At 67.5% G+C, this 20,992-nt stretch carries 22 protein-coding genes and 2 pseudogenes; 13 read left to right on the top strand and 11 right to left on the bottom strand.

Annotated elements, in window-relative coordinates:
• Positions 1 to 6: 6 nt before the first annotated feature.
• From ACFYZB_RS39930 to ACFYZB_RS39920, 3 genes are all read right to left on the bottom strand, one after another.
• Positions 7 to 2,337, bottom strand: a complete 2,331-nt coding sequence (locus tag ACFYZB_RS39930) for a hypothetical protein (protein ID WP_388766784.1) — start codon at positions 2,335 to 2,337, stop codon at positions 7 to 9.
• Positions 2,337 to 2,738, bottom strand: coding sequence for a DUF6507 family protein (locus ACFYZB_RS39925; protein ID WP_388766782.1), 402 nt, complete (start codon positions 2,736 to 2,738; stop codon positions 2,337 to 2,339). The genes ACFYZB_RS39930 and ACFYZB_RS39925 overlap by 1 nt, the downstream gene beginning before the upstream one ends.
• Before the next feature lie 91 nt (positions 2,739 to 2,829).
• Entirely contained in the window at positions 2,830 to 3,099 is a 270-nt protein-coding gene (locus tag ACFYZB_RS39920; protein ID WP_388766781.1) for a hypothetical protein, read from the bottom strand.
• Between the two features lie 432 nt (positions 3,100 to 3,531).
• On the opposite strand from ACFYZB_RS39920, the gene ACFYZB_RS39915 reads away from it, so the two are divergent.
• From ACFYZB_RS39915 to ACFYZB_RS39890, 6 genes and pseudogenes are all read left to right on the top strand, one after another.
• Positions 3,532 to 4,308: a class I SAM-dependent methyltransferase gene (locus tag ACFYZB_RS39915; RefSeq protein WP_388766779.1), complete on the top strand. Its 777-nt coding sequence runs from the start codon at positions 3,532 to 3,534 to the stop codon at positions 4,306 to 4,308.
• A 5-nt stretch (positions 4,309 to 4,313) separates the two neighbouring features.
• Positions 4,314 to 6,959, top strand: coding sequence for an SUMF1/EgtB/PvdO family nonheme iron enzyme (locus ACFYZB_RS39910; RefSeq protein WP_388766841.1), 2,646 nt, complete (start codon positions 4,314 to 4,316; stop codon positions 6,957 to 6,959).
• A 29-nt stretch (positions 6,960 to 6,988) separates the two neighbouring features.
• On the top strand, positions 6,989 to 7,222 hold the full coding sequence (locus ACFYZB_RS39905) for a hypothetical protein (protein WP_388766778.1): 234 nt from the start codon (positions 6,989 to 6,991) through the stop codon (positions 7,220 to 7,222).
• Complete coding sequence (locus ACFYZB_RS39900) at positions 7,219 to 8,496, top strand: hypothetical protein (protein WP_388766775.1); 1,278 nt, start codon at positions 7,219 to 7,221, stop codon at positions 8,494 to 8,496. The genes ACFYZB_RS39905 and ACFYZB_RS39900 overlap by 4 nt, the downstream gene beginning before the upstream one ends.
• A 389-nt stretch (positions 8,497 to 8,885) precedes the next feature.
• Positions 8,886 to 8,969 (top strand): annotated as a pseudogene (locus ACFYZB_RS39895) (hypothetical protein); the annotation flags it as partial.
• 130 nt (positions 8,970 to 9,099) lie between these two features.
• Positions 9,100 to 9,360, top strand: coding sequence for a lantibiotic dehydratase (locus tag ACFYZB_RS39890; RefSeq protein ID WP_388766773.1), 261 nt, complete (start codon positions 9,100 to 9,102; stop codon positions 9,358 to 9,360).
• Positions 9,361 to 9,422: 62 nt separating this feature from the next.
• Here ACFYZB_RS39890 and ACFYZB_RS39885 read toward each other — a convergent pair whose 3' ends face one another.
• The 4 genes from ACFYZB_RS39885 to ACFYZB_RS39870 all read right to left on the bottom strand — a co-directional run bounded on the left by ACFYZB_RS39885 (position 9,423) and on the right by ACFYZB_RS39870 (position 12,412).
• Complete coding sequence (locus ACFYZB_RS39885; RefSeq protein ID WP_388766771.1) at positions 9,423 to 10,004, bottom strand: HD family hydrolase; 582 nt, start codon at positions 10,002 to 10,004, stop codon at positions 9,423 to 9,425.
• Positions 10,005 to 10,017: 13 nt separating this feature from the next.
• Complete coding sequence (locus ACFYZB_RS39880) at positions 10,018 to 11,133, bottom strand: helix-turn-helix domain-containing protein (protein WP_388766770.1); 1,116 nt, start codon at positions 11,131 to 11,133, stop codon at positions 10,018 to 10,020.
• A gap of 95 nt (positions 11,134 to 11,228) precedes the next feature.
• Entirely contained in the window at positions 11,229 to 12,116 is an 888-nt protein-coding gene (locus tag ACFYZB_RS39875; protein ID WP_388766768.1) for an IS3 family transposase, read from the bottom strand.
• The gene (locus tag ACFYZB_RS39870) at positions 12,113 to 12,412 is read right to left on the bottom strand and encodes a transposase (protein WP_351218511.1); all 300 of its coding nucleotides are present in this window, start codon (positions 12,410 to 12,412) and stop codon (positions 12,113 to 12,115) included. The genes ACFYZB_RS39875 and ACFYZB_RS39870 overlap by 4 nt, the downstream gene beginning before the upstream one ends.
• Positions 12,413 to 12,613: 201 nt before the next feature.
• Here ACFYZB_RS39870 and ACFYZB_RS39865 point away from each other — a divergent pair, with 201 nt between their 5' ends.
• Both ACFYZB_RS39865 and ACFYZB_RS39860 read left to right on the top strand, forming a co-directional pair.
• On the top strand, positions 12,614 to 13,117 hold the full coding sequence (locus tag ACFYZB_RS39865) for a hypothetical protein (RefSeq protein WP_388766767.1): 504 nt from the start codon (positions 12,614 to 12,616) through the stop codon (positions 13,115 to 13,117).
• Positions 13,117 to 13,533, top strand: coding sequence for an ATP-binding protein (locus ACFYZB_RS39860; RefSeq protein WP_388766765.1), 417 nt, complete (start codon positions 13,117 to 13,119; stop codon positions 13,531 to 13,533). The genes ACFYZB_RS39865 and ACFYZB_RS39860 overlap by 1 nt, the downstream gene beginning before the upstream one ends.
• Positions 13,534 to 13,612: 79 nt before the next feature.
• Here the strand turns inward: ACFYZB_RS39860 and ACFYZB_RS39855 are convergent, their stop codons facing one another.
• Positions 13,613 to 14,113: an NUDIX domain-containing protein gene (locus ACFYZB_RS39855; RefSeq protein WP_388766763.1), complete on the bottom strand. Its 501-nt coding sequence runs from the start codon at positions 14,111 to 14,113 to the stop codon at positions 13,613 to 13,615.
• Between the two features lie 35 nt (positions 14,114 to 14,148).
• On the bottom strand, positions 14,149 to 15,501 hold the full coding sequence (locus ACFYZB_RS39850; protein ID WP_388766762.1) for a helix-turn-helix domain-containing protein: 1,353 nt from the start codon (positions 15,499 to 15,501) through the stop codon (positions 14,149 to 14,151).
• A 218-nt stretch (positions 15,502 to 15,719) separates the two neighbouring features.
• Here ACFYZB_RS39850 and ACFYZB_RS39845 point away from each other — a divergent pair, with 218 nt between their 5' ends.
• From ACFYZB_RS39845 to ACFYZB_RS39830, 4 genes are all read left to right on the top strand, one after another.
• Complete coding sequence (locus tag ACFYZB_RS39845) at positions 15,720 to 16,469, top strand: hypothetical protein (protein WP_388766760.1); 750 nt, start codon at positions 15,720 to 15,722, stop codon at positions 16,467 to 16,469.
• Between the two features lie 82 nt (positions 16,470 to 16,551).
• Positions 16,552 to 17,463 carry an aminoglycoside phosphotransferase family protein gene (locus ACFYZB_RS39840; protein ID WP_388766758.1) on the top strand — a complete coding sequence of 304 codons (912 nt, stop codon included), beginning with the start codon at positions 16,552 to 16,554 and terminating at the stop codon, positions 17,461 to 17,463.
• Position 17,464: 1 nt separating this feature from the next.
• Positions 17,465 to 18,157, top strand: a complete 693-nt coding sequence (locus tag ACFYZB_RS39835; protein WP_388766757.1) for a class I SAM-dependent methyltransferase — start codon at positions 17,465 to 17,467, stop codon at positions 18,155 to 18,157.
• A gap of 43 nt (positions 18,158 to 18,200) precedes the next feature.
• Entirely contained in the window at positions 18,201 to 18,776 is a 576-nt protein-coding gene (locus ACFYZB_RS39830) for an HAD domain-containing protein (protein WP_388766755.1), read from the top strand.
• 58 nt (positions 18,777 to 18,834) lie between these two features.
• Here the strand turns inward: ACFYZB_RS39830 and ACFYZB_RS39825 are convergent, their stop codons facing one another.
• Both ACFYZB_RS39825 and ACFYZB_RS39820 read right to left on the bottom strand, forming a co-directional pair.
• A complete protein-coding gene (locus ACFYZB_RS39825; protein WP_388766754.1) occupies positions 18,835 to 19,203 on the bottom strand; it encodes a hypothetical protein in 369 nt (122 codons plus the stop codon).
• 290 nt (positions 19,204 to 19,493) lie between these two features.
• Positions 19,494 to 19,687: pseudogene (locus tag ACFYZB_RS39820) on the bottom strand (hypothetical protein); the annotation flags it as partial.
• Between the two features lie 198 nt (positions 19,688 to 19,885).
• Here ACFYZB_RS39820 and ACFYZB_RS39815 point away from each other — a divergent pair.
• Positions 19,886 to 20,839 carry an FAD-dependent oxidoreductase gene (locus tag ACFYZB_RS39815; RefSeq protein ID WP_388766840.1) on the top strand — a complete coding sequence of 318 codons (954 nt, stop codon included), beginning with the start codon at positions 19,886 to 19,888 and terminating at the stop codon, positions 20,837 to 20,839.
• Positions 20,840 to 20,992 lie beyond the last annotated feature (153 nt).

The raw sequence follows: 20,992 nt of genomic DNA, 5'->3' as shown, positions 1-20,992 counted from the left end.
TAATCCTTATGGGAAGACAGGGCCGTCGGGCGGGTACGTGATAGCGCCATCCTCAAAACGGAGGAGATACGTTGCGTTGGACCTGCGTGAGAAACGTACCACTTCCTCGAACATCCGCGGCGTAAGGTCCCCCATCGAGGCGTGTACGTCAAGAATAGCGACTCGATGACTCATGGGGTAATCTAGCTGGCTTGCCGACTTTCGGGCTGCCTTCTTGATGCCGTCGATGTTGTCGACGTCCTTGAGCTGATATCCGTAATCCATCGTGCCATCAGGATGTCGCGTGTAGACGTCGATGTCATACGTAGTGGTGTTGTCACCGAGCTCGAACCCCAGGTGAGTGAACCCGCGGTCTTGAAGCTCCGTGGCGTACCTCAACGCCATGTAGGCCGCGGGGACCATACTTTCCTTCGGGTCCCTTCTGGTGGGTCCTTTCTTGCACATGTCCAGGATTCCCTTGTAATTTTCTGACCCGCGGAGATGGCCCCGATTGATGAGCTCGGCGACACCTGCTCCATAGGGGTCCTTTCGCAAGGAGTGGATCACAGCCTCCTGATCGCGGGAATTCATTTTCGCGTGCTTGAGCTCGTCGAGGACTCCCGCTTCTTGCTCCGGCCTGATCGGTCCCGTATGGGCCTGAGCATATTCCCCGTCTCTCGTGCCGTACCGCGCGCGATCGATACCCGGTATGTGGCTGTGCGCTGGTCCCCCACCCTCCGCCGTGTTGTGGCCGTCAGCCACCGGCGCTTCACCGTGATGCGCATCGCCGTGTGGCGACTCCGGCGGCACGTGGCCCGACGACGCCTCACCGTGATGGCCGGTTCCACCGTGAGAGGATCCCTCACCGTGCCCATGGCTTGTCGTGCCAGGATGGTCTGCGCCTCCGCCGACGCTTCCGGCTTCGCCTGCTGCCGAGCCACCTCCTGACCCGTGCAGCCTGTCGCCTCCACTACCCCCGGTCTCATGGCTGACATGTGGTGACAGGTGATCACCCCCTCGGACGGTGGGTTCGGGTGCGCGGCCTCCGACGCCAGCGAGTTCTCGATCAGCCGGCCCGGCGGGAGACACGCGATCACCCGCGGCAGGCTCGTGCGGAGCCTCGGCAAAGTTGGGCGTGCCATCGGCGTTGATCGGAATGAGCCGGCCGTTCTTGTCGACCCTGTAGCGGTTGCTGAGGTCGTCCAGGGCGCCGTCGGGGAACCTTGTCTTTGGCAGTCGCAGGTGTTCGCTGACGTTGGTCAGTACCTTGGAGACCTTGGGCAGGTCTGACAGGGCTCTCGCTGCCTTCGCGGCGCCGGAGATCGGATCCAGGGCATCTCCGACCTTGGCCACGGTGCTGGCGGCTTCCACGAATTTGGCTCCCTTGCCCAGCCTGGCGAGCGCCCCGCCGGCACCCCCGACCAGGGTGAGGAGGTTGAAGCTGGTGACGGCGTGGGCGCGGCCGGGGTCCTTGTGCCACTCGTCGTAGGCGATGAACTGCTTGCCGAACTCCTTGGCGTACGCCTTGCTGTCCCGCTGCCAGTCCGAGAGGTGATTGCCCAGGCCGACCTCGTCCATGCCGTAGGCGTAGGCGCCGACGATGGTGCGTTTGAGGCCGTCCCAGGTCTGGTGCTGTGCGTCGGAGCCGTTGACGCCCAGGAGGTTGTCCTCGAAGGTGCCCAGGCCGACGAAGCCGCCCCAGAGGCTGTCTTTGACGATGCCGTCCCACGCCCAGCTCTTGATGCCGTGGCCCCACCAGTCCATGCTCCAGCGGTCGTAGGTGCGGGCAACGGGAGTGCCCCACGGCAGGTCGGGCATGGACTCGAGCTTTTCGACGCTGATGCCGTAGGTGCTGCCCTCGTCGCCGACGGGGCGGCACAGCGCCGGGCTGATGGCGCCGATCTTGACCGCCGCGTTGTGCTCTGCCTTCTGAAAGCCCACGACGGCTTCCGCCACGCCGTGCATGAGTGCTTGGTGCTCGTCGACCTTGTGCTGGTCCTTGGTCCAGCCGTCGTCGCCTTGGACGCTGTCGACGAAGGCGATCGCCTTCTCCTTCAGATGCTTCAGGCGGTCCGCGTACGGCTTTGCTTCGCTGACGAAGGTGTCCAGGGCGTTGGCGAGGGACTCGATGTGGCCGGCGAACTCGTCCGCCGTGTCCATCACCGGCTGGGTGGAGGACAGGAGTTGGTCCGCCTCCGGCGCCTGGTAGTACGCGGCCGTTGCCTGGAAGCGTGAGTGGACGTCCTGGCCGGCGTGACGGATGCCGATCGCGTGTTTACGCAGCGACGTGACTGCTTTGGACAACGTGCTGAAGTCGCCGGTGTACTGGGGTATCCCACCCGGCTCGATCATGTCCACTATGCCCCGCCCCCGTGGTGCTTCGTCTGCTCGCCCACGGCCCGAAGCTCGGCCGAGGTGGGCACCTTGGCAGCGTCACGCTGGGCCCGGGCGGCCATCGCCAGGTCACCGTCGATGTACGCACCGGTCGCCTTGACCGTCCCGTCCATCGTCTTCTTGATACGGGCCGCCATGAACTTGATCGAGCTCTCGGTGTCGGAGACGAAGTTCGCAACCGCGGCACCCACCGGCCCCGCCGGCGGACCACCGCAGTACGGGCCGCTGATTGTGCCGGCGGACTCCGCGGCGTCCTGGACACTCGTCCCGTAGCCCTTGATGTCCTTGCTCAAGTCGTCGGCCGCAAGACCCACCAACGACAGAATGGACTCAACCCCGCTGGGACTGATGTCCCACCCCGTCACGTCAACCCCCGTGTTCTATTGCAGATACGTTCCATCAGTGCTGCTCAGCATCGCACGCGCCACTGACAACAGGACATTCATCCCTATCAGATCAGTTGTTGCAGCATCCACACGCTTCAAGCCAAAGGCGCCTTGAACCGATCAGTGAACATTCTGGGATCGGTAGCCGGTGACCTCTTCGGCGTGTCGGATTCAACGCGAGGGCGAGGCTTGCCCATACGTCATCCAACCAGGTCAGGCGATATGTCCAGACAAGAGACCCGCCCGAGATCCCCAGGTCGGAGCCGCCGGTGCGCAAGGCGGCGAGCAGCGTCGCGGGGGCGGGCGTCTTCTCGGTGAGCGCGATGATGTCCTTGGTCATGCCGGTGCCTGGTGGGCTCGGGCTCGGGTGAGAGGGCGGTCTGGATGGGCTGGTGGCGGTGGCCGCGGCGGACCAGGTGTGTTCGAACCTATCATCGCGCCGAAACCGCAGGCTGCGGTGTTCCAGTGACCTGTCCGGGAGCTGGCGCGGAGGGTGCGGTCGGCGGAGGCACAGAAGTCCCGTAAGGACTCTTCCCGATCACCGATGCGCGCTGAAAGACCACCCCACACATCCCGCACAGACCATCGCGGCGATCACCACACCCGCGAACACCCTCCCGAGGTCTCCCGTCACTTGAGGGCCATCGGCCTCCGCCGTACCGGGCCCGACGACCGGCGAATTACAGACTGTTGCCGCACAACCACGCGCGATAGCCTGTCCGGTGCCTTGTGCGGCACAACCGGCGACACACGAGGGGCACCGAGGGGGATCGTGGAACGGCGCGACGTGCGAGGGCACTACGAGGAGCTGGCAGCCGAGTACGACGAGCATTGGATCTACGGTCCGCACTATGTTCCCTGGATGTCCGGCCGGATCGCCGAGGCGCTGCGGCTCGCGCCTACAGACCGGATCGCCGACGTCGGCTCCGGGACGGGACTGTTCGCCAGAGAAGTGGCGAACCAGCTCCGGCCTCGTCATCCGATTCTGTGCGTAGACCCGTCCGAGGCCATGCTCGGTCAGCTCGGCTCCCCGCCTCCGGCAGATCTGACACCGATCGTTGCGTCCGCCGAGGACATCGCGGAAGGGCGTATTCGTCTGCCGTACGAGCGGCTCGATGCGATGTGGCTGAAAGAGTCGGTGCATCACGTGGCCGATCCGGCACACACGCTTCGTGGCCTGGTCGGCCGGCTGGCGCCCGGAGGTCGGCTGCTGGTGGTGATGCTCCCGGCCACTATCCAGTACCCGCTGTTCAGGGCGGCCCTTGCGCGCTTCGAGGAGTTGCAGCCGGACCCGGCCGTCATCGAGGGACATCTGCGTGCGGCTGGGCTGGAGGCCAGTCTCAGCTACGTCGAGCATGAGCTGCGCATCGAGCGGGACAAGTACCTCGGTATGGTGCGCGCCCGCTACATGTCCCTGCTCGCCACGTTCAGTGACAGCGAGATCGAGAAGGGCATCGAAGAGATGCGCATCGCTCATCCGGAGCCTGTGCTGGTGTTTCCGGACCGGTTCGCGTTCGTCCTCGGACGGCGACGTGGGGAGTCCGTGTGAGCACGATGGTCGACGAGCGGCTGCGGCGCCTGCGGAGTGAACTCGACGACCACTCGCGGATCGCTGACCGGCTGGGGCTTGATCTGGAGCGGCCGTTACGGTCTCTCAATGACGGCTATCCGGAGAACGCGGTTGCCCTGGTCGGGAAACTGACCGAGAAGCTTCTCAAGGAGCTGTGGCGTCATCACGACCTCGAGGGCGATCCCTCGACGAAGGCGCTGAACGACCTGGTCAAGCGATGCCGTCCGTACATTCGCAGCAGCACGGTCCTGGATGCACTTGACGACATTCGACGGCTGCGTAACCGGTCCACACACGACGGGTACGACATCAGCGACGAGGACGGTCTCCTGGCGGTCCGCAGGCTCGTCGACGTGCTCGTGTGGTTCACCGACACCGGGAGCGCGGCGCTGCTCGGCGGCGAGCCTGACGTGGCGCCCGAGGTGGCACGCCGCTGCGAGTTCCTTGCCGGGTTGTACGTCACCCTCGGATACCGGCAGGCGAAGCGATTCGTGCTCAGCCCGGACACCGTGTACCAGCTGTTCTGCCGTGAGTCGGGGATGCGGCTGGAGTACGTGGAGCTGATGCTCTCCAGGGACGCCGACGATCTGAGTACCGTCCTTGCCTCCAGGGGCGGGGAGCTGCTTCGCACTCGGTTGCCCAAGTTCACGCGGTTCGTCGTCCTGGACGACGACGGTGGCGCGGAGTCCGGCGCCCTGCACCAGATACTGGGTCTGGATTTCCGGGTCGTGCGGTACAACGGCTTCGTCGACACCATCGTCAATCTCGACACCCACCTGGCCGGTCTCACCTATGCCGACAACCCGGCGGAGCCACGGGCGGCTGTCGTCGCGGCGGCGCTGACCGTCGACACGCGCACCGGTGAGTCGCATATGGAGCAGTCCGGTGACGCGGCGGAGCTGGTCACCCGCTTGGCGTGTGGCAGCGCGAACGTCCTGGTCACTGGTCGACCGGGGAGCGGCAAGAGCACGCTGTTGCGCTCATTGGCTGTCAATCCGGAGGTCCGCCGCTTCCGCTTCTACTTCGACCTGGGTCTCAAACCGAAGGACGAGCCTTTCTCGGAGTACGCGGCCCGTCTTCTGGCGCCGGCGATGATGTCGGACCGCTCGCGCGCCTACGACCTCTTTCTCTACCTCATCCGTTCCGGGACCGCGCTGTGTGTGCTCGATGCCGTAGACGAGGGCGTCGATGAACCGAGCGCTGCAGGCTTCCTGCGGCTCTTCACCGATCTCGCAGCCGTCCTGTCCGCCGAATCGGCCGTGGTGATGAGTTCACGGGTGTCCTTCCTCGCGGACTCTCCCCAGGTACGTCAGCTGCTGGACAGTGGTGCGGGCCGCTCCGAGCAGCTGGTCGAGCAGATGTACGCCAACGGCCTCGACCCGTCCCGCGTGCCTCACTTCCACGTCGTACGCCTGGCTGAACCCGAGGCAACCCCTCTCGAGAAGCGCCTCACCGCAGCGCTGAACCTTCCCGTGGGTAAGCCGCTCGCGGACATCCTCGGTACGCACATCACGCGGACACTGGCCGAGCGGGGAAAGCCCGATCTGGAGCGGCGGCTGCCCGCCGCGTTCGGACATGCCTTCCTCACCGATCGCACCGTTTTCTCCCTCCTCGACATACACCGGCAGATGGGGGCTGACGCCTTCAAGGACGGACGCCTCGACCTGGACGCCTGTGTCCTCGCGCCGCTGCTGCGGCCCGCCGGGCCCGATCACGTCGCGTTCGTCCACACGGCATACCAGGAACTGCTGGCTGCCCGGTTTCTGGCCGAGCCGGCGAACCGGGACGTGGCAGCCGACCTTCCCCGCGGTGCCTTCCTGACCGAGCAGGTGCGCGCCTTCCTCGCCAGCATGCCAGGCGCTCCGGAGACTGACGACTGTGTGCTGCCCGCCGGGGCGTACCTGGTCGGGCCGGCCGAGCGGCTGCTGATCCGTCGTGTCGAACGTCCCGTACGCTTCGACCGGCACGCCGTGACCGTCGCGCGCTACCGTCGCTTCCTCAACGCTCTCAACGCGGACGGCACCTCGCCCTGGGACCATCCCGAGCAGCCGGCCGGCGTCACACACCGTCCCTGGACGGACCGGCTGCGGCGGTCCGACTACTACGAGAATCCTCGCTACGACGCCCACCCTGCCGTGTGCGTCAGCTGGTGGAGTGCGTTCGCCTTCGCGGCGTTCGAGGGCAAGCGTCTGCCGACGTCCCTCGAGTGGGAGGCCGCGGCACGTGGCAGCGACGGGCGCCTTTTTCCCTGGGGTGACGCTCCCGACAGTACCCGTATCAACTGCGCGGACACCTGGGTCGGTCGTCCGGTGGTGACGTATCAGGCGTGGTACCGGGACTTTGCAGGCGACGCTGTTCGGCGTGCCGGGGCGACACGCATCGATGAACGACCGGGTAACCGCTCCCCGTTCGGGCTCATCGACATGGTGGGCAACTGCTGGGAATGGACATCCACCAGCCTGGATGACCCCGGTGAGGCCGTCATCTGCGGTGGCAGCTACGACAATCCGATGCGGGCAGTGCAGACCAGCAGCAAGGGCATCTACCGCAAGCGTGGCGGAAGCAATGCGGTCGGCTTCCGGTGCGTGCAGGACCTCGACACGTCCGAGACAGAGGAGACGACGGCATGAGCGGTGGTGGGCCGCGTAACGGGACCATCGTGGACAGGCGTCCCAGTGGCGGTGGGGTGAGCGGTGCGCTCGGCTCCTATGTCGTCCGGGATGACGAGGACGAGCGGTACTACACGTTCGACTACCGGCAGATTGTGACCGAGGGGTTCCGGACCATCCGCACGGGCGAACCCGTCCGCTTCCATGTCAGTGTCGAAAGCCCCGACCGGGCCGAGTTCGTCATTCGCCTCGACCAGCCAGACCCGGCCGAGTACTACCGGTGACCGCCTACCGAGTTCCGCTGCTCGAGAATGTCACGGGTGCTCGCCAGGAACTGACGGTCATCCTGCCCGTACGGCTGTTACATGTCCCCAACTGGTCCGAAGGCCCCTTCCCCTTCGAGCTGGGCAGCCGCCGCACCGACGCCCGCACCCGGTCCACCTACTTCGCCGCTGCCTCTGCCCGCGCACTCTACGGGGCACCCGGGCGGCCACGTCGCTGGCACCTACCCCTGGACATCAAGCAGGACGGGCTGCACCTGCTGGGCATGGAACTCCTCCGCGCCGCCACAGCCCGCAACCCAGAACACGCCCTTGCCGTCCTGCACTTGAGCGTGGAACGACCGCTGCTACCCGTACTTCGCGCTCTGGCCGGCCGCCGGCCGACCCCGGACCCGCTCACAGAACTCCTCGACCCAGCCGGGCTTCTCGCCGGCATCGCCGACGTCCGTGACCCTGGCGCACCCTTTGCCATAGCCAGGCCCTACACCATCGCCTTCATGACCCCATCGTCCCAGCAGACCCCCGCCCTCCGCTCCGGCCCGGAAGGGGCACTGCCAGCGAGCGCCGACCGCTGGCTGTGGCAACTGGCATCACGCTCCACCCCCGAGGACTTCCCCCTGCCCCCAGAGACGGCTGGTGAACAGCTCAAGGAAGCCGTCAGGATCTCGGCAGACTGGAGCGCCCTCGTCCTACGCCAAGGCGCAGCCTTCCTCGGCCACCGAACCGACACCGGCGCCAGCGACTTCTTCGAATTCGCCGCCCTTCACTCCCGCACCGTCTACCTCGACGCCCTGCTCCTCGGCGCACTCCAGCGCGATCACATCGACGAGCTCACCGACGAACTCTCCGAGGTGTTCAACTCAACACAGCTCGCACGCCAGGTCGGCGCACTAGAGAGAAACATCGCTGTCTTTCGCAGCACCTACTGGCGCCAACACCTCACCGCACACGGACCAGCGAACGACCTGCTGCTCGCCTTCCAGAACCAACACCGGCTCCCTGCACGCTTCCACGAAATCCTCGCCGAAGCAGCCGACTACAGCAGACTCGTACAAACCCAGGAGAGCCAGCAGATCAGCGCGGCCCTCGGCGTCCTCACCATCCTCGGCCTGCCACTCGGCACGGCCCTCAGCATCCTGCAAGTCCTCGGCGACAACTCCGTGGCAGACCTGCTCATCGCACTGACACTGTCGGTAGCCGCCACAGCCGGAGCCCTCACCACACGGTACGGGCGCCTGGTCCTGTCATCCCTACGCGGCGGGGATGGCGAAGCTTAGGAACTCCGCTGTGGACGATCGCGGAATTACGTGATCGTCGACATCACTCAATGACGCCGTACTGGTGTCCGCCTGCAGAGGCGCTCTTCGTCCACCGCGTCCATCGCCGCTTCTCGTTTCCGGTAGGCACTGGACCGATCAGCCTCGCCCCGCGTGAGGCGCGGCGGTAACGCCGCGCCTCCGCCTCTTCGCGCGCCGCCGGACGGACGAACGGCGAGCTGACGGCGTACCGGAGCCGACTGCCCCCGGTGAGGCTCTTCGTCGGGGCGCCGGCCTTTGGCGTCTCGGCCCACCCGGCTGGAGGGAACGCGGAATGAGCAGTGTCCGGCAAGGAGGTCCTCGACCCGGCGTTCGGGCTCGGCTACCCGGCCGAGTACCCCGGCAGCCGTATGAACGCGCCGCCACCGGTGGTCTCCGAGCGCGACGAGCGGCTGCTGGCCTGGCAGGCAATGGCCGACGGCAGCAGGGAGATCGTCCTCACCGACGACCTGATCGACCACCTGGCCGGCGAGGCATCGGCCGGGCACGAGGCGCCGCTATGGAAATGCGCGCCTGCACGCCGACAGCCTGTCCACCCTGGAACGTGGGGACTTCACGCTGACCGTGACACCGGCCCGCGCCGCGGGAACGCTCACCTCCCGGTTCACTCCGATCGCCACCGGCACTGGCACGGAACTCGACGAGATCTACCGCCAAGTCCCCGCGGGCGTCGAGAACGCGCTGACCGCGCAACTCTCCTTCCCGCCGCTGTACCCGCACACCGAGAAGGTCGCCCGCGTCCCCGCGTATCTCCCGCACGTGATCCCGTTGGCCGAGTACCGCCGCCCCGACCGTGCGGACGCTAGCCACGTGGAAGACCCTTGATAGTCACGCACTCCGCTATGCCGTTCGGGGTCGAGCTTAAAGCGGCGGGGGTACAACTGACCTCAGCTCTCCTTCTCGCCGAGCGCCGTGCGGAGCCAGTCCAGCGAGCCCGTCTCCAGAACCGCGTCAGCGAGCGCCTGGCCGCTCTTGGTGGTGATCCGGCCGCGGCTGTTGTCGATCCATCGCTGGGCGTTCTTGTAGCCTTGGGCTTTGTACTCGATGCCCTGGATCATGCATTCCAGCTTGTCGGCGTCGCGAGCGCAGATTGCTTCCGGGCTCTCCTTCGCCTCGTACTCTTCGATGAGGTCCTTCACGGCCTGGGCCAGGATGTCGGGCATGCCGGCGACCTGGTCGGCGGTGACGTCGCGGGGGTCGGCCTCCCCGGCGTACTTCTTGCCGAGGTGGTTCACGTCCCCAGTGCGTGTCTCCTGCGAGTCGTGCCACACCGCGAGGAACGAGGCCCGGGCGGGATCGGCGCCCTCCAGTTTCGCGATGATCGTTGCGATGAGGGCGGTGCGCCACGAGTGCTCAGCGACCGACTCGGGGTGCTGTACGCCGGCCATCCACCACCCGGTGCGTGCGGTGTTCTTCAGCGTCCCTGCCTCGTACAGGAAACGCGCAACCGCGCTCAGGTCCTCGGACACCGTCGGGCTCCTCTCACGCCTCGGCGAGGCGGATCGCGTACCGGATGCTCTGCAGTTCCCGTCGCGCTCGCGACGAGAGTTCACCGCTATCCAACATGATCGGGAGTCGGTCGCGTAGGGCCTGGGCCGCCGCACCTGATCGCAGCAGGTTGGGGCGCACCTGAAGCAGCGACCACACGCTGTGGATGTTGAGATCCACGTAGCCGTGTTCGGGCGCGATGCCCTGGACGAGGTGGGTGAGGAGTTTGTTACCTGGCCACGGCCAGGGTGTGCGGTTGGCCATGAAGTCGTCGGAGAGCTCGAGCTGCCTGGTCTCTCCGATCCAGTACGCCCAGTAGTTCAGATTCGCTCTCTCGCCGGCATCGTCGTCTATGAGCGCGGTGTCGATGAAGTAGGCCATGCGGTCTCGGTCGCCATGCCGTGCGGCGACTGCCGCGACGGAGCGGGAGTTGAGCCAGCCGGTGAGCCAGTCGTTCGGCCGCTCTGTGCGCTGCTGGTGCGCGAGCCAGTCCGCCGTGTCCGCCTCGTGGTCGTACCCCGATAGGTAGAGGGCCTGGCGGCGCAGCAGAAACTGTTCGCTACCGCGTGCCTGCTCTGCTGCACGGCGCATCTGCGTGAAGAACCTCTGTCGTTCAGTGTGGCTGAGCTCTGGCCCGGACGCGGACGGGCCGCGGCGCGGGCGAGGCGGTGCGGGAAGGTCCCGGAGGGGTTGCGGCGGGACGCCGTTTAGGGGCCACACCAGTACCTCGGCCAGTTCCCGCTGCATGACCATCGCACCGAGTGGGCTCTCCTCGGCAGGGGTGTCCTCGTCGAGCACGCTCGCAAGCAGAACGTCGGCCTCCAGCGCGCGTTCCAGTGCCTGCAAAAGGGCGGGCGGGGTGCCCATCTGCATCAGCCGGTGGCGGTGCACGAGCATCTGTCCCACGGGCACGGCGGTGAGCGGGCGCCGGCCGGTTTCCCACCCGGCGATGGTGTCCTGGGACACCTTCAAGTGCTCGGCGGCTTCGTCCTGCGTGTAGCCCTGCTGCTCCCTTATCACCCGGAAGACATAGCCCGAGATGATGCCCGCTCGGGGGCGTGGGGCCGTTCCCGTAGTGCCGGTCAGGGTTTGTCGTGGGCTTGGCCGCATGGGAAGTCCATTCTTGGAGGCTCGCAGTAAACCACCTGTACTCGCGGTCAGTTCAGGTTCCGTGAAGTTTCCCCGTGATCTCGGACACGTGATCGTTATGCCGCGAGGGCGTGCTGATGCCGCTGCCTGGTCTCGGCCGGGGTGAGGTAGCCGAAGGTCTTGTGCTTGCGCAGGCGGCGGCGGTTGTAGAAGGTCTCGATGAAGTTGAAGACCTCCGCACGGGCGGTGGCCCGATCGGGCCAGATGAGGGTTCCGATCTCTTCTTTGAGCAGGGCCCAGAAGCTCTCCGCGGCGGCGTTGTCGAAGCATGAACCGGTGCGTCCGCAGCTCTGCCGCAGACCCAACTCTCGTATTCGGTCCCGGAACTGGGCTGACGTATATTCGCCGCCGCGATCGCTGTGGATCACGCAGCCGGGCTCCAGCCCGCCCCGGCCGTGGGCCATGTCGAGTGCATCGACGACGAGCTCGGCGCGGTGGTGGTCGGCCATCGCGTAGCCGACGACCTCGCGGGTGGCCGGGTCCAGCCAGCAGGCGAGGTAGAGCCAGCCCTCGGCGGTGGGCAGGTAAGTGATGTCGCCCACCAGCTTGATCCCGGGACGCTCGGCATGGAAATCACGGCCGATCAGGTCCGGGGCCGGCTTCGCCTTCGCATCCGGCCGGGTCAGCGAACGCCGCCTGCGCCGGCTGACGCCGCGGATGTCGCGCTCACGCATCACACGGGCGACACGCTTGCGGTTCACCTGTCGGCCCAGGCGGCGCAGTTCGGCGTGGATGCGCGGGACACCGTAAGTCTTGCGGGAGGCGATGTGCAGCACGGTGATCTCGTGCGCGAGCGCGTCATCGGCGGTCCGCCGAGCGCGGCGGGCGACCTCGCCCTCGCGCCAGGCGTAGTAGGAGGAGCGGGCGACCTTCAGCACCCGGCACAGCAGGACGATCGGGTAAGTCGCCTTCTCCGCATGGATCAACCGGTACAGCTCGCTCACCGGTCGTTTTCCTTCACGAAGAAGGCGGTCGCTTTTTTCAGGATCTCGATCGTCTGCTGCTGTTCGCGGACCTCCTTGCGCAGCCGCTTGAGTTCCTCGCGCTCGGCGCTGGTCAGCTCACCGGGCTTGCCCTCGCCCCGGTTCGCCTTGGCCCGGCGGTACCAGCCGCGCAGGGACTCCGAGCTGATGCCGAGCTCCCGGGCAACCGCAGTGACCGTCTTGCCCGAGGAATCCACGAGCGCAATCGCGTCTCGCTTGAACTCCTCGGTGTACCGCTTCGTGTACTTGCTTCCCACCTGGTGCTACTTCCTCTGGAACCTCAGGTCCCAGTCTCCAGGTGTCCACGATCAAGGGGAAGCTTCACCGAGCGCGGATTTCTACCGTTGAGACCGTTCCTGAATGAGCCTAGAGGGAGGCGGTCACTCATGGGTCCCGTTCCGCATGCTGTTGACCCGACGGTGTTAAGACAGTCGGCTCTGCGGTCCTGTGCAGGCGGGATGCAGCCTCACGTCACGACGGGCGCTGAACGTGCGCTCGCTGCGGAGCACTGGCTCCTGTGTGCTGCGCCGGATGTCGCGGTCGCGCGCAAGGAGTGGCAGGAAGGCATGGAGGTCCTGCTGCGCTGCGGTGTCCTGTTCACCGCCATCCGCATCCCAGGTTTCTTCGTCTACGCAGCGGCTGGCGGCGAGGAACCCGTTGACGTCGACGCATTCCTGACGAAAGCGCTCGAAGGCGGTCCGGTTTTCGCGTCGAGCGGCCTGAGCCGCTACTACGCCCTTGTGCCGCCGAGCACGGCACGCCAGTGGAGGGACCAGAGCACCGAGTGCCGGGCGCCGCGCACGCTGTTGGGGGTGCCGTCCGTCAGGCGCACGACGTATGAGGACGGGCGGTCCTACTGGGCAGTTCCGATGGATTCCCCGGCCGCCTTGTGCACACCGGATCTCGTCGATCAACTTGCGCGCTCCGGCCAGGAGCGATGGGCATTGGGCGGGGCGTCGTGATGGCCCGGACCCTCAACGTCTCGAACAGCGCCAAGGTACGGACGGAAGTGTTGCCGCGTGCCATGGAGTCTGCCCCGCTGGCCCGCCGGCTCGTGAGGGGCGCCGTCGAGGCGTGGGAACTGCAGGAGCTGGCGCCTGACGCGGAGGTCGTCACGGCGGAGTTGGTTGCCAACGCAGTCCAGCACGCTCGGGCGGCTGCGATGCGGGTGACGGTAAGACGTACCGGCGAGCGAGCGGTGCAGATCGCTGTATTCGACAGGAGCCGTGTTCTCCCCTTCCTGAAGTCCCCTGCCCCTGAGGAGGTCGGCGGGCGAGGTCTCGGCATCGTCGATGCCCTTGCGCAGTCCTGGGGCGTCGACCGGTTGCCTTGGGGCAAACGCGTCTGGGCTGATCTGGTGGCGCTCAGTGCACCGTGACCCCGGCCAGCAGAAGGAAGCGCGCATCCCGTCGTTCGACGCTCCGGCCGCTCAGGCCACGCTGCCGCCGTGCTGATCCCTACTTCCACCCATCCAGCGATACCTGAGGGCCACCGGTGAGATAGCGGTGGAGGGCGCTCGCGGTGGTGTCCACGAACTCCTCCGGGATGGCATCGGCATCGACCCAGCAGACCTGAGCGTGCTTGCTAGGTTCGCGGTTCTCCGGTTCGCCGGTCCAGTCGTGCGCGGCGAAGACCACCGTGAGGAAGCCGTTGGGAGCTTCGACGCCCCAAGCGCCATGGATGACGTGGGCGACCTTCAGGGCCTCCGGCTTCACGTTCAGGCCGGTCTCCTCGTACAGCTCGCGTACGGCGGTCTCGGTAATCGGCTCACCGGGTTCGCTCTTGCCGACCGGCAGGTCCCACATGCCCTGGGCGAACTTGGCGTTCTGGCTGCGCTGGAGGAGGACGACGCGGTTGGTGGCCTTGTCGTGGACGATGACGGCGGCGACCAGCAGGGTCATGGATTCGAGGGCGGGCTTGAGGGCTTTGGGCTGGTCGTCGGTTGTCGGCTGAGCCACGGTTGTGTCCCTTCGTCGGCCGGTTGGTGGGCAGCTTAGGCCAGTGCTTCGCGTGTGCGGCGGGCCAGTTCGGCCGCCCCGGGCACCCTGCGGCGCTGGTAGACGGCGAGGGTGGAGCGGAGTGAGGTGATCGCCTTGCGGGTGCGGTCCGAGGTCATGCCCTCCATGAGAGATAGGGCCTGGGACCAGGCGGCGACGGCCTCGTCGGCGCGGGCCTGTGCCGCAAGGCTGTCGCCCAGGTCGGCGTAGGTGAGCGCGTGGACCCGTTTGTACTTCTGCAGGTCCCAGCGGACCAGGGCGTCTCGGTGCTGCTGCTCGGTGCCGACGTGATCGGCTAGGTCGGTCAGCGTGCGGGCGGTGTGGCTGGCCACGGTGCCGGCGGCCGGGCCGCTGACGCGGGAGTAGCTGGGCTGGGGGCCATCATCGCGCAGGAGGGCATCCTCGGCGGCGAGCAGGGCGCGGGCGGCTGCGGGCTTCTCGCCCACGGCGGCGTACGCGCGGGCATGAGTGATGTGGAGCAGCGCCTCTGTCTGGCCGTCGACGTGGCCCAAGCCGCGGGTCAGTGCGCCCTCGACGAGGTCGACGCAGTGGTGGGGTTGCTTGAGGCTCAGTGCCTGGTGGGCGAGGGCACGCATCATCCAGGCGGCATGGCCGTGCGGGTCGGCTTCGCAGGCGAGTTGGTAGCCGACCTGGTAGTAGCGCTGGGCGGCACCTTCCTGGCCGAGGTCGTGGTGCTTCCAGCCTGCGAGGTAGGCGAGTTCTGCGACCGCTCCGAAGGCTGCCTGACGTAAGGCTTCGTTCGGGAACCGTCCGCGGAGCATGGGGGCAGCGGTGTCGGCGAGATACGCGGTGACGGTGGTGAGCCCATGGCCGCCACCAAGACGCTCATCGGCAGCACTGAATGCAGCGGTGATCTGGCTTACGACCTCCACATCCTCCGTACCGACCAGGGAGCTGCCCGTGCGGGCTCGAAGCATGCGCGCTGTGGCTTCGTGGTCGTACGAAAGGGGCATGGCGACGCCGGCTGCGGTGAAGGCGGCCACGGTCAGGAAGCGTCGGCGGTCGACGTCGGCACGGCCCAGGTCGGTCGCGGCGAGGACGGGATCAGTCTGCTCGGTCGGTGCCTCGCCTCCGCGGAGACCGATCTCCGTCTCGGTGACCGTGCGGCCTGCTCGTCGGGACAGTGCCTCGGCGAGGTACCGGGCGGTCCGGCCTGTGGGCTGGCGGTTGCCGTTCACCCAATGGGAGACAGCCGACTTGTTGGTCTGGAGCATCTCCCCGTTCTCCGCCGCGATACGCCGGATGTCCTTCGCCAGGACCTCGTACGTGCAGCCGGTCGCTTCGATGGCCTCACGCAGGCGGGCGTTGGGGCCCTTCTGTGCTGCCACGATCGCCTCCGCTCCGGTGCTGTAAACCGCGTATACCGCTTCGACTGCCTCTCACCGTACCGACTGTGCGTGACGACGTGTTCACTGAATATCAGCCGCCCGGCCCGGTCCGACACCGTGACCAGGCTCCCCCTTCGGCCGGGCGGCGCCCTGAAGTTCCGTACGCCCGCTCCGGGTTCAGGCATGCCCGAACCCGGCCGATCAGAGACGGAGACACGGTGACCACCATCGACACCACGGCCATCACGGTCGAGCTGCCCCAGGCGTTCGACGAGCGCTGGAGCCGACTGCCGGGCATCCAGGTCGACGGCCGGCGCATCACGATCGACCCGGCCGAGTACTTCTTCCGCTTCGAGTCCAACACCTGGCTCGTCGCCGACTGGGAGCTGGTCAAGTCCCAGCTCCTGGACGTGGAGGAGACCACCGAGAGCGCGGTCGAGCAGCTCGCCCTGGACTTCATCAAGTCCCACGGCGAGTCCACCTCGGACGCCGCCCGCGTGCTGGCCACCGCCTACGAGGTGTACGCCTACCTGTTCCGCGACGAGCACCTCGCCGACCTCGGCCTGCCGCAGATCACCGCCGAGCACCAGCGGATGCTGCGCGAGGCGGCCACGCTGATGGCACTGAACAAGGTCGAGCTGGACGGGCACATCTCCAACGTCGGCCCGTGCTGGTTCTTCCCGGCCGCCACCGCGGTCGTCTTCGACCTGGACGACGAGATGGGCGGGATGCTGGACGAGGTCTACCACGGCGGCTGGTTCAACGAGCACCGCCGCATGGAGTCCATCAAGGCCCACGCCGCCCTCGGCGGCCGGCTCGTGCACGGCTGCCAGTCCGTGCCGGACCAGTCCGGCGGCGTCGTCGCGCCCTACGGTGCGTCGATGAGCGCCTTCCGCGACGACCTCGCGGCCTTCAAGGCCGGCTGGATCGAGCAGGTCTACGCCCACCGTGTCAGCCCCACCGCGTAGCAGCACACCGCACACCAGGCTCCGGGGTGAGCAGGCACTTCTCGCCCGCCCCGGACGCCACCACCGCACTGGAGAGCCCTTCATGGACACGACCCTCAACGCCGAACTCCTGGACAACCTGCTGATCCTCGCCGGCCAAACCTGCGCCTCGCGTGAGGAAGTGCGCGTCTGGTCCATGTCCGGCGTCGAGCGCCTCACCTTCACCGACGGCAGCACCGCCATCTTCAAGTACGCCAGGAGGCCCTTCGACAGGGAGGACCAGGCACTCCGGTTGGCAAAAACACACGGCGTCCCCGTCCCTTCCGTTCACGCCTCGGCAGTCCTGGACGGCTGGCTCGGGATGCTGCTGGAAGACCTCGGCGCTCCCATCCGCGAAGCCGACGACCTCGACGGCGCCGCCGCAGCCGTGGTCCTGCACCGCACCCGCACAGCCGCAGCCCTGCCGGTCCTCGATCAGGGAGGTCTGCGCAGCCTCCCGGCGCGAGCCTTGGAACACCTCGGCCACCTGCGCAAGGCCGACCGGTGGGAGGACACCCACGACATCGAGGACGCGCTCGACCGCATCACCCAAGCCGCCGAGACGCGCTCGGCCGGTGCCACGGTCGGCCCGTTCGGCTGGGTGCACTCCGAGTTCCACCCCACCAGCCTCCACATCGGCCGACGCGGCTGGCGCCTGCTGGACTTCGCCCGCGCCTTCACCGGCCCCGGCCTGCTCGACCTCGCCAGCTGGCACGGCACCCTCGACGCCCCCGACCCAGTACGTCTGCGGGTCTTCCTGGAGTCCTACGTCACCGAGGGCGGCACACCCGACGCCCTCGCCGAGCGTGGCGGGCTTCCGGCGGAGAAGTGGGCGCTGGGCTGGCACCGCGTCTGGGCCGTCGAGTGGTTCATGGAGCAGTCCATCCGCTGGATCAACGACCCGGCCACCGACCCCGCCTACATCAAGGCCGTACGTCGGCACCTCACCGACGTCCTCCACCTCCTGGAGGTCTGACGTGCTCGCTCAGGCGTCCCCCTGGTACGTCCACGCCCTCCAGCGCACTACGGCCAGCCCCGCCGAACCGCTGTCCGTCCCCGCGCGCATGGACTGGACTACGCGGCCCGGCAGCGGGCCCGGCGCCGAAATCCTCGGACCGGATCTACGCCGCAAGCGACTGCTGGAACTTGGCAGCGGCCCCGGCCACAACGCCGCCCACCTCGCCACCCGCTACGGCGCCCACGTCACCGGCGTCGACCTCGTCGGCCTACAGGTCCGCCGAGCCCGCTCCCACTACGGACGGCTGAACAACCTCACCTTCGTCGCCGGACACGCCCTGCACTACCTGCAAGCCTCCGACGAGCGCTTCGACGCGATCTACTCCGTCTTCGGAGCGATCGGCCTCGTCGCCCCGGAGCTTCTGCTCCCGCCCATCGCCCAGCACCTCAAACCCGGATGCACCCTCGCCTTCTCCGTCCCCCACCCCCAGCGTGGCGGCAGGCGCCCTTCCTCCGACGACCGGCCCGGCCGCGACTACGTCACCCTCCCCGACCGCACACGTCTGCCCATCGCACGCTGGGAGTTCGACGCCGACCGCTGGGAGAAGCACCTCGGACGAGCGGGTCTCTGGCTCGCCTCAGCCCAGGAATTCCACGACGCCCGCCACGGCCTCTGGCCCACCACCCTGCTGATCACCACGCGCAAGCTCTGACCCCAGCCCCCAGCCCCCAGCCCCCGGCCCCCGGGAGAACCCGATGCGCCCGCCCTACCTGCTCCTCGACATCGACGGCGTCCTCATCCCCTTCCCGGACGCGGAAGGAACCGGCCCCGAGACCCACACCCGCCACGACGTCGTACCCACCGGCCGAACCGCCGACAACCCAGTCACCATCTGGCTCAACCCAGCCCACGGCCCCTTGCTCATGCACGTGATCCGAACCGGCCTGGTCACCCCCGTCTGGTGCACCAGCTGGCGCCAGGACGCCACCACGCTCATCGGCCCGCTCCTCGGCCTCCCGCCCCTGCCACACGTCGAGCTGCCGCGTCCGCAGATCACGACCAGCCACCCCAACGGCTACCTGTGGAAACGCGACCACGTCGACGCCTGGCTCCGCGACGCACCAGCCATCTGGATCGACGACGACTTCACCAGCCTCGACCACGAATGGGCCAGGGAGCGCACCGCCCGTGGCCATGTCACCGCCCTGGTCCAGCCGGATCCGCATGTCGGACTGTTGGCCGAGCATCTGGTCGAGGTCCTCGCTTGTGCCGCTCTATTGCCCGTGACGCAGGCTGATGCAGGCGTTCCATGTGAAGCCGAAGCCGTGTAGGCGGTCAGGCCCGGAAAGCGCCGACGCCCTGCCCTCGCCACCGTAGACAGCGAGGGCATCAGCCTGGCTTGACAGCGCTGGTCAGCCGTGCGGCCCGCTTGCTGCCCGGAGCGTCCAGCAGCGGCAGTACCGCTTGGAAGTCGGTCTCGTCCTTCTCCCGGGCCGCCTTCGCCTTGTAGAAGAGCTGCACCTCGGGCGCGAGATATGGGATACCCGTCTCGCTCGTCCGCCCGAGCCTGTCGATAGGGAGCCGGATCGCGGAGAGATGCCGCGAGACCCACTGGGTGCCCTCGGCCTCGTCCAGCATGAGCTCGATGGACCAGGGTGCCACCGGCGTGCGGCGGCACCAGATGTCGTGGAGCGGCGGCTGAAGGACCTCTCCAAGACGCCACGGTCGCAGCTCCCCCTGGCCGGGCGGGTCCGCCACGTACAGGTCCCAGTCGACCAGGAGATCCCGTACGAGGGCCTGGTCGCGGCGGAGGACGAGGACGTCGAGATCGCCGTGCGGGCGCAGTTCACGGCCGGCAGCGAGCTCGATCGCCTATCCGCCGGCGATCCACCACGGGAAGTCCGCCTTGGTGAGCACCGCGGCCACATTTTCGGGGCGGTCCGGCACCCATCGCCCCAACACGTCAGCACTCACCCGCCCTACTCTCAGTGACGAGACGGGCCGAAGGCGAAGGCCGAGGGTGAGTCGGAACAGACTGGCCTGACTGTGATCTTGCCGAGCGAGCGCCGCTCGGCACGGACCCAGGTATGGCGGCTTGTTCGGGCTCCTACCGAGCGGCGCTTGCGCACACCGTTTCCTGGAGGAAAGGCACCTGGCGAGACCGAGCGACACGGTCGAGAACCTTGTCGAGAGGCTGCACTCGTAGATCAACAGTCGGAGCCGTGGGGACCGAGAGTGTCATACGCGAAACCGCAGCGGAGCGGCGTCGGGATGACGAGTTCCTGGGCCGCTTCGGACGGCGGAGCGGGAGATGACAACCGACTACACGATGGGGTTCGCGGACACCGGCGGCTCGTCGTCAAACTTGGACACAATCGATCACGGGTTTGCGCAACTCATCCCACGCTCTCGACGTCATCCGGTGGTTAGGGTCAAGTTCATGACCGCAGGGGAGCGCGTTGTTGTTGTCGGGGCTGGGGTGGCTGGGCTCACCACCGCCGTCGTTCTCGCCGAGGCCGGGGCTTCGGTGCGCGTGATGGCCGAGCAGGTACCCGGTGCCACGTCGCTGGCGGCCGGGGCGATGTGGGGGCCGTACCTGGTCGAGCCGAAGGACAAGGTCGACCTGTGGGGACAACGGTCGCTGGAGGTCTTTCGCGAGCTGGCGGAGGAGCCGGCGACGGGCGTTCGGCTCACCAGCGGCATCGAAGCGTCCCGCACGGCCGAGGCCGCGCCAGACTGGGCCATGACTTTGCCGGGTTTCCGCCCGTGTGAGCCTGCCGAACTCCCGCCCGGGTTCACGGCGGGCTACCGGTTTACTGTGCCGCTGATCGACATGCCCACCTATCTGGATTACCTCCTGCGCCGGCTCCGTGATGCCGGGGGAGCGGTCGAGCGGCATCGGCTGGCCTCGCTCGCGGATGCCGCTCCGGCTTCGTTGATCGTCAACTGTTCGGGCCTCGGTGCACGCGACCTGGTGCCGGATCCTGAACTCCGGCCCATCCGCGGCCAGCACGTAGTCGTCACCAACCCGAGGCTGACCGAGTTCTTCTCCGAGGACACCGGCCTTTCGCCGGACCTGCTGTGCTTCTATCCTCACGCGGACACCGTCGTGCTGGGCGGCACAGCCATCGACGGTGAGGGCAACCTTGCCCCCGACGACAAGGCGGCGGCCGAAATCCTCGTCCGCTGCGCAGAGGTCGAACCCCGTCTGGCCCAGGCCCGCGTGCTGGAGCACCGGATCGGCGCTCGACCGACCCGTGCCACGGTCCGTGTGGAGAAGGACCTGTGGGAGGACGGCACTCTGGTCGTGCACAACTACGGGCACGGTGGCGCAGGCGTCACGCTGTCGTGGGGATGCGCCGAGGAAACTCGGGACCTGCTTTCAGCCCAATAACCTGAGACTCCTGAGGGGGGTGCGGGCCGCGCGCAGGCCGCACCACCCAATGGGACGTGGGGAACCACCTTCTGTCCCAGCAATAGGGGATGTCGGCACCGTCGGCAGGTCCGACTGCGCAGGGCCCTCGGTCGGTTGTGAAGCCAGGTGCGC

This window comes from Streptomyces sp. NPDC001852 (assembly GCF_042891825.1).
Taxonomy (GTDB): domain Bacteria; phylum Actinomycetota; class Actinomycetes; order Streptomycetales; family Streptomycetaceae; genus Streptomyces.
This window is presented reverse-complemented; position numbering and strand designations above follow the sequence as displayed.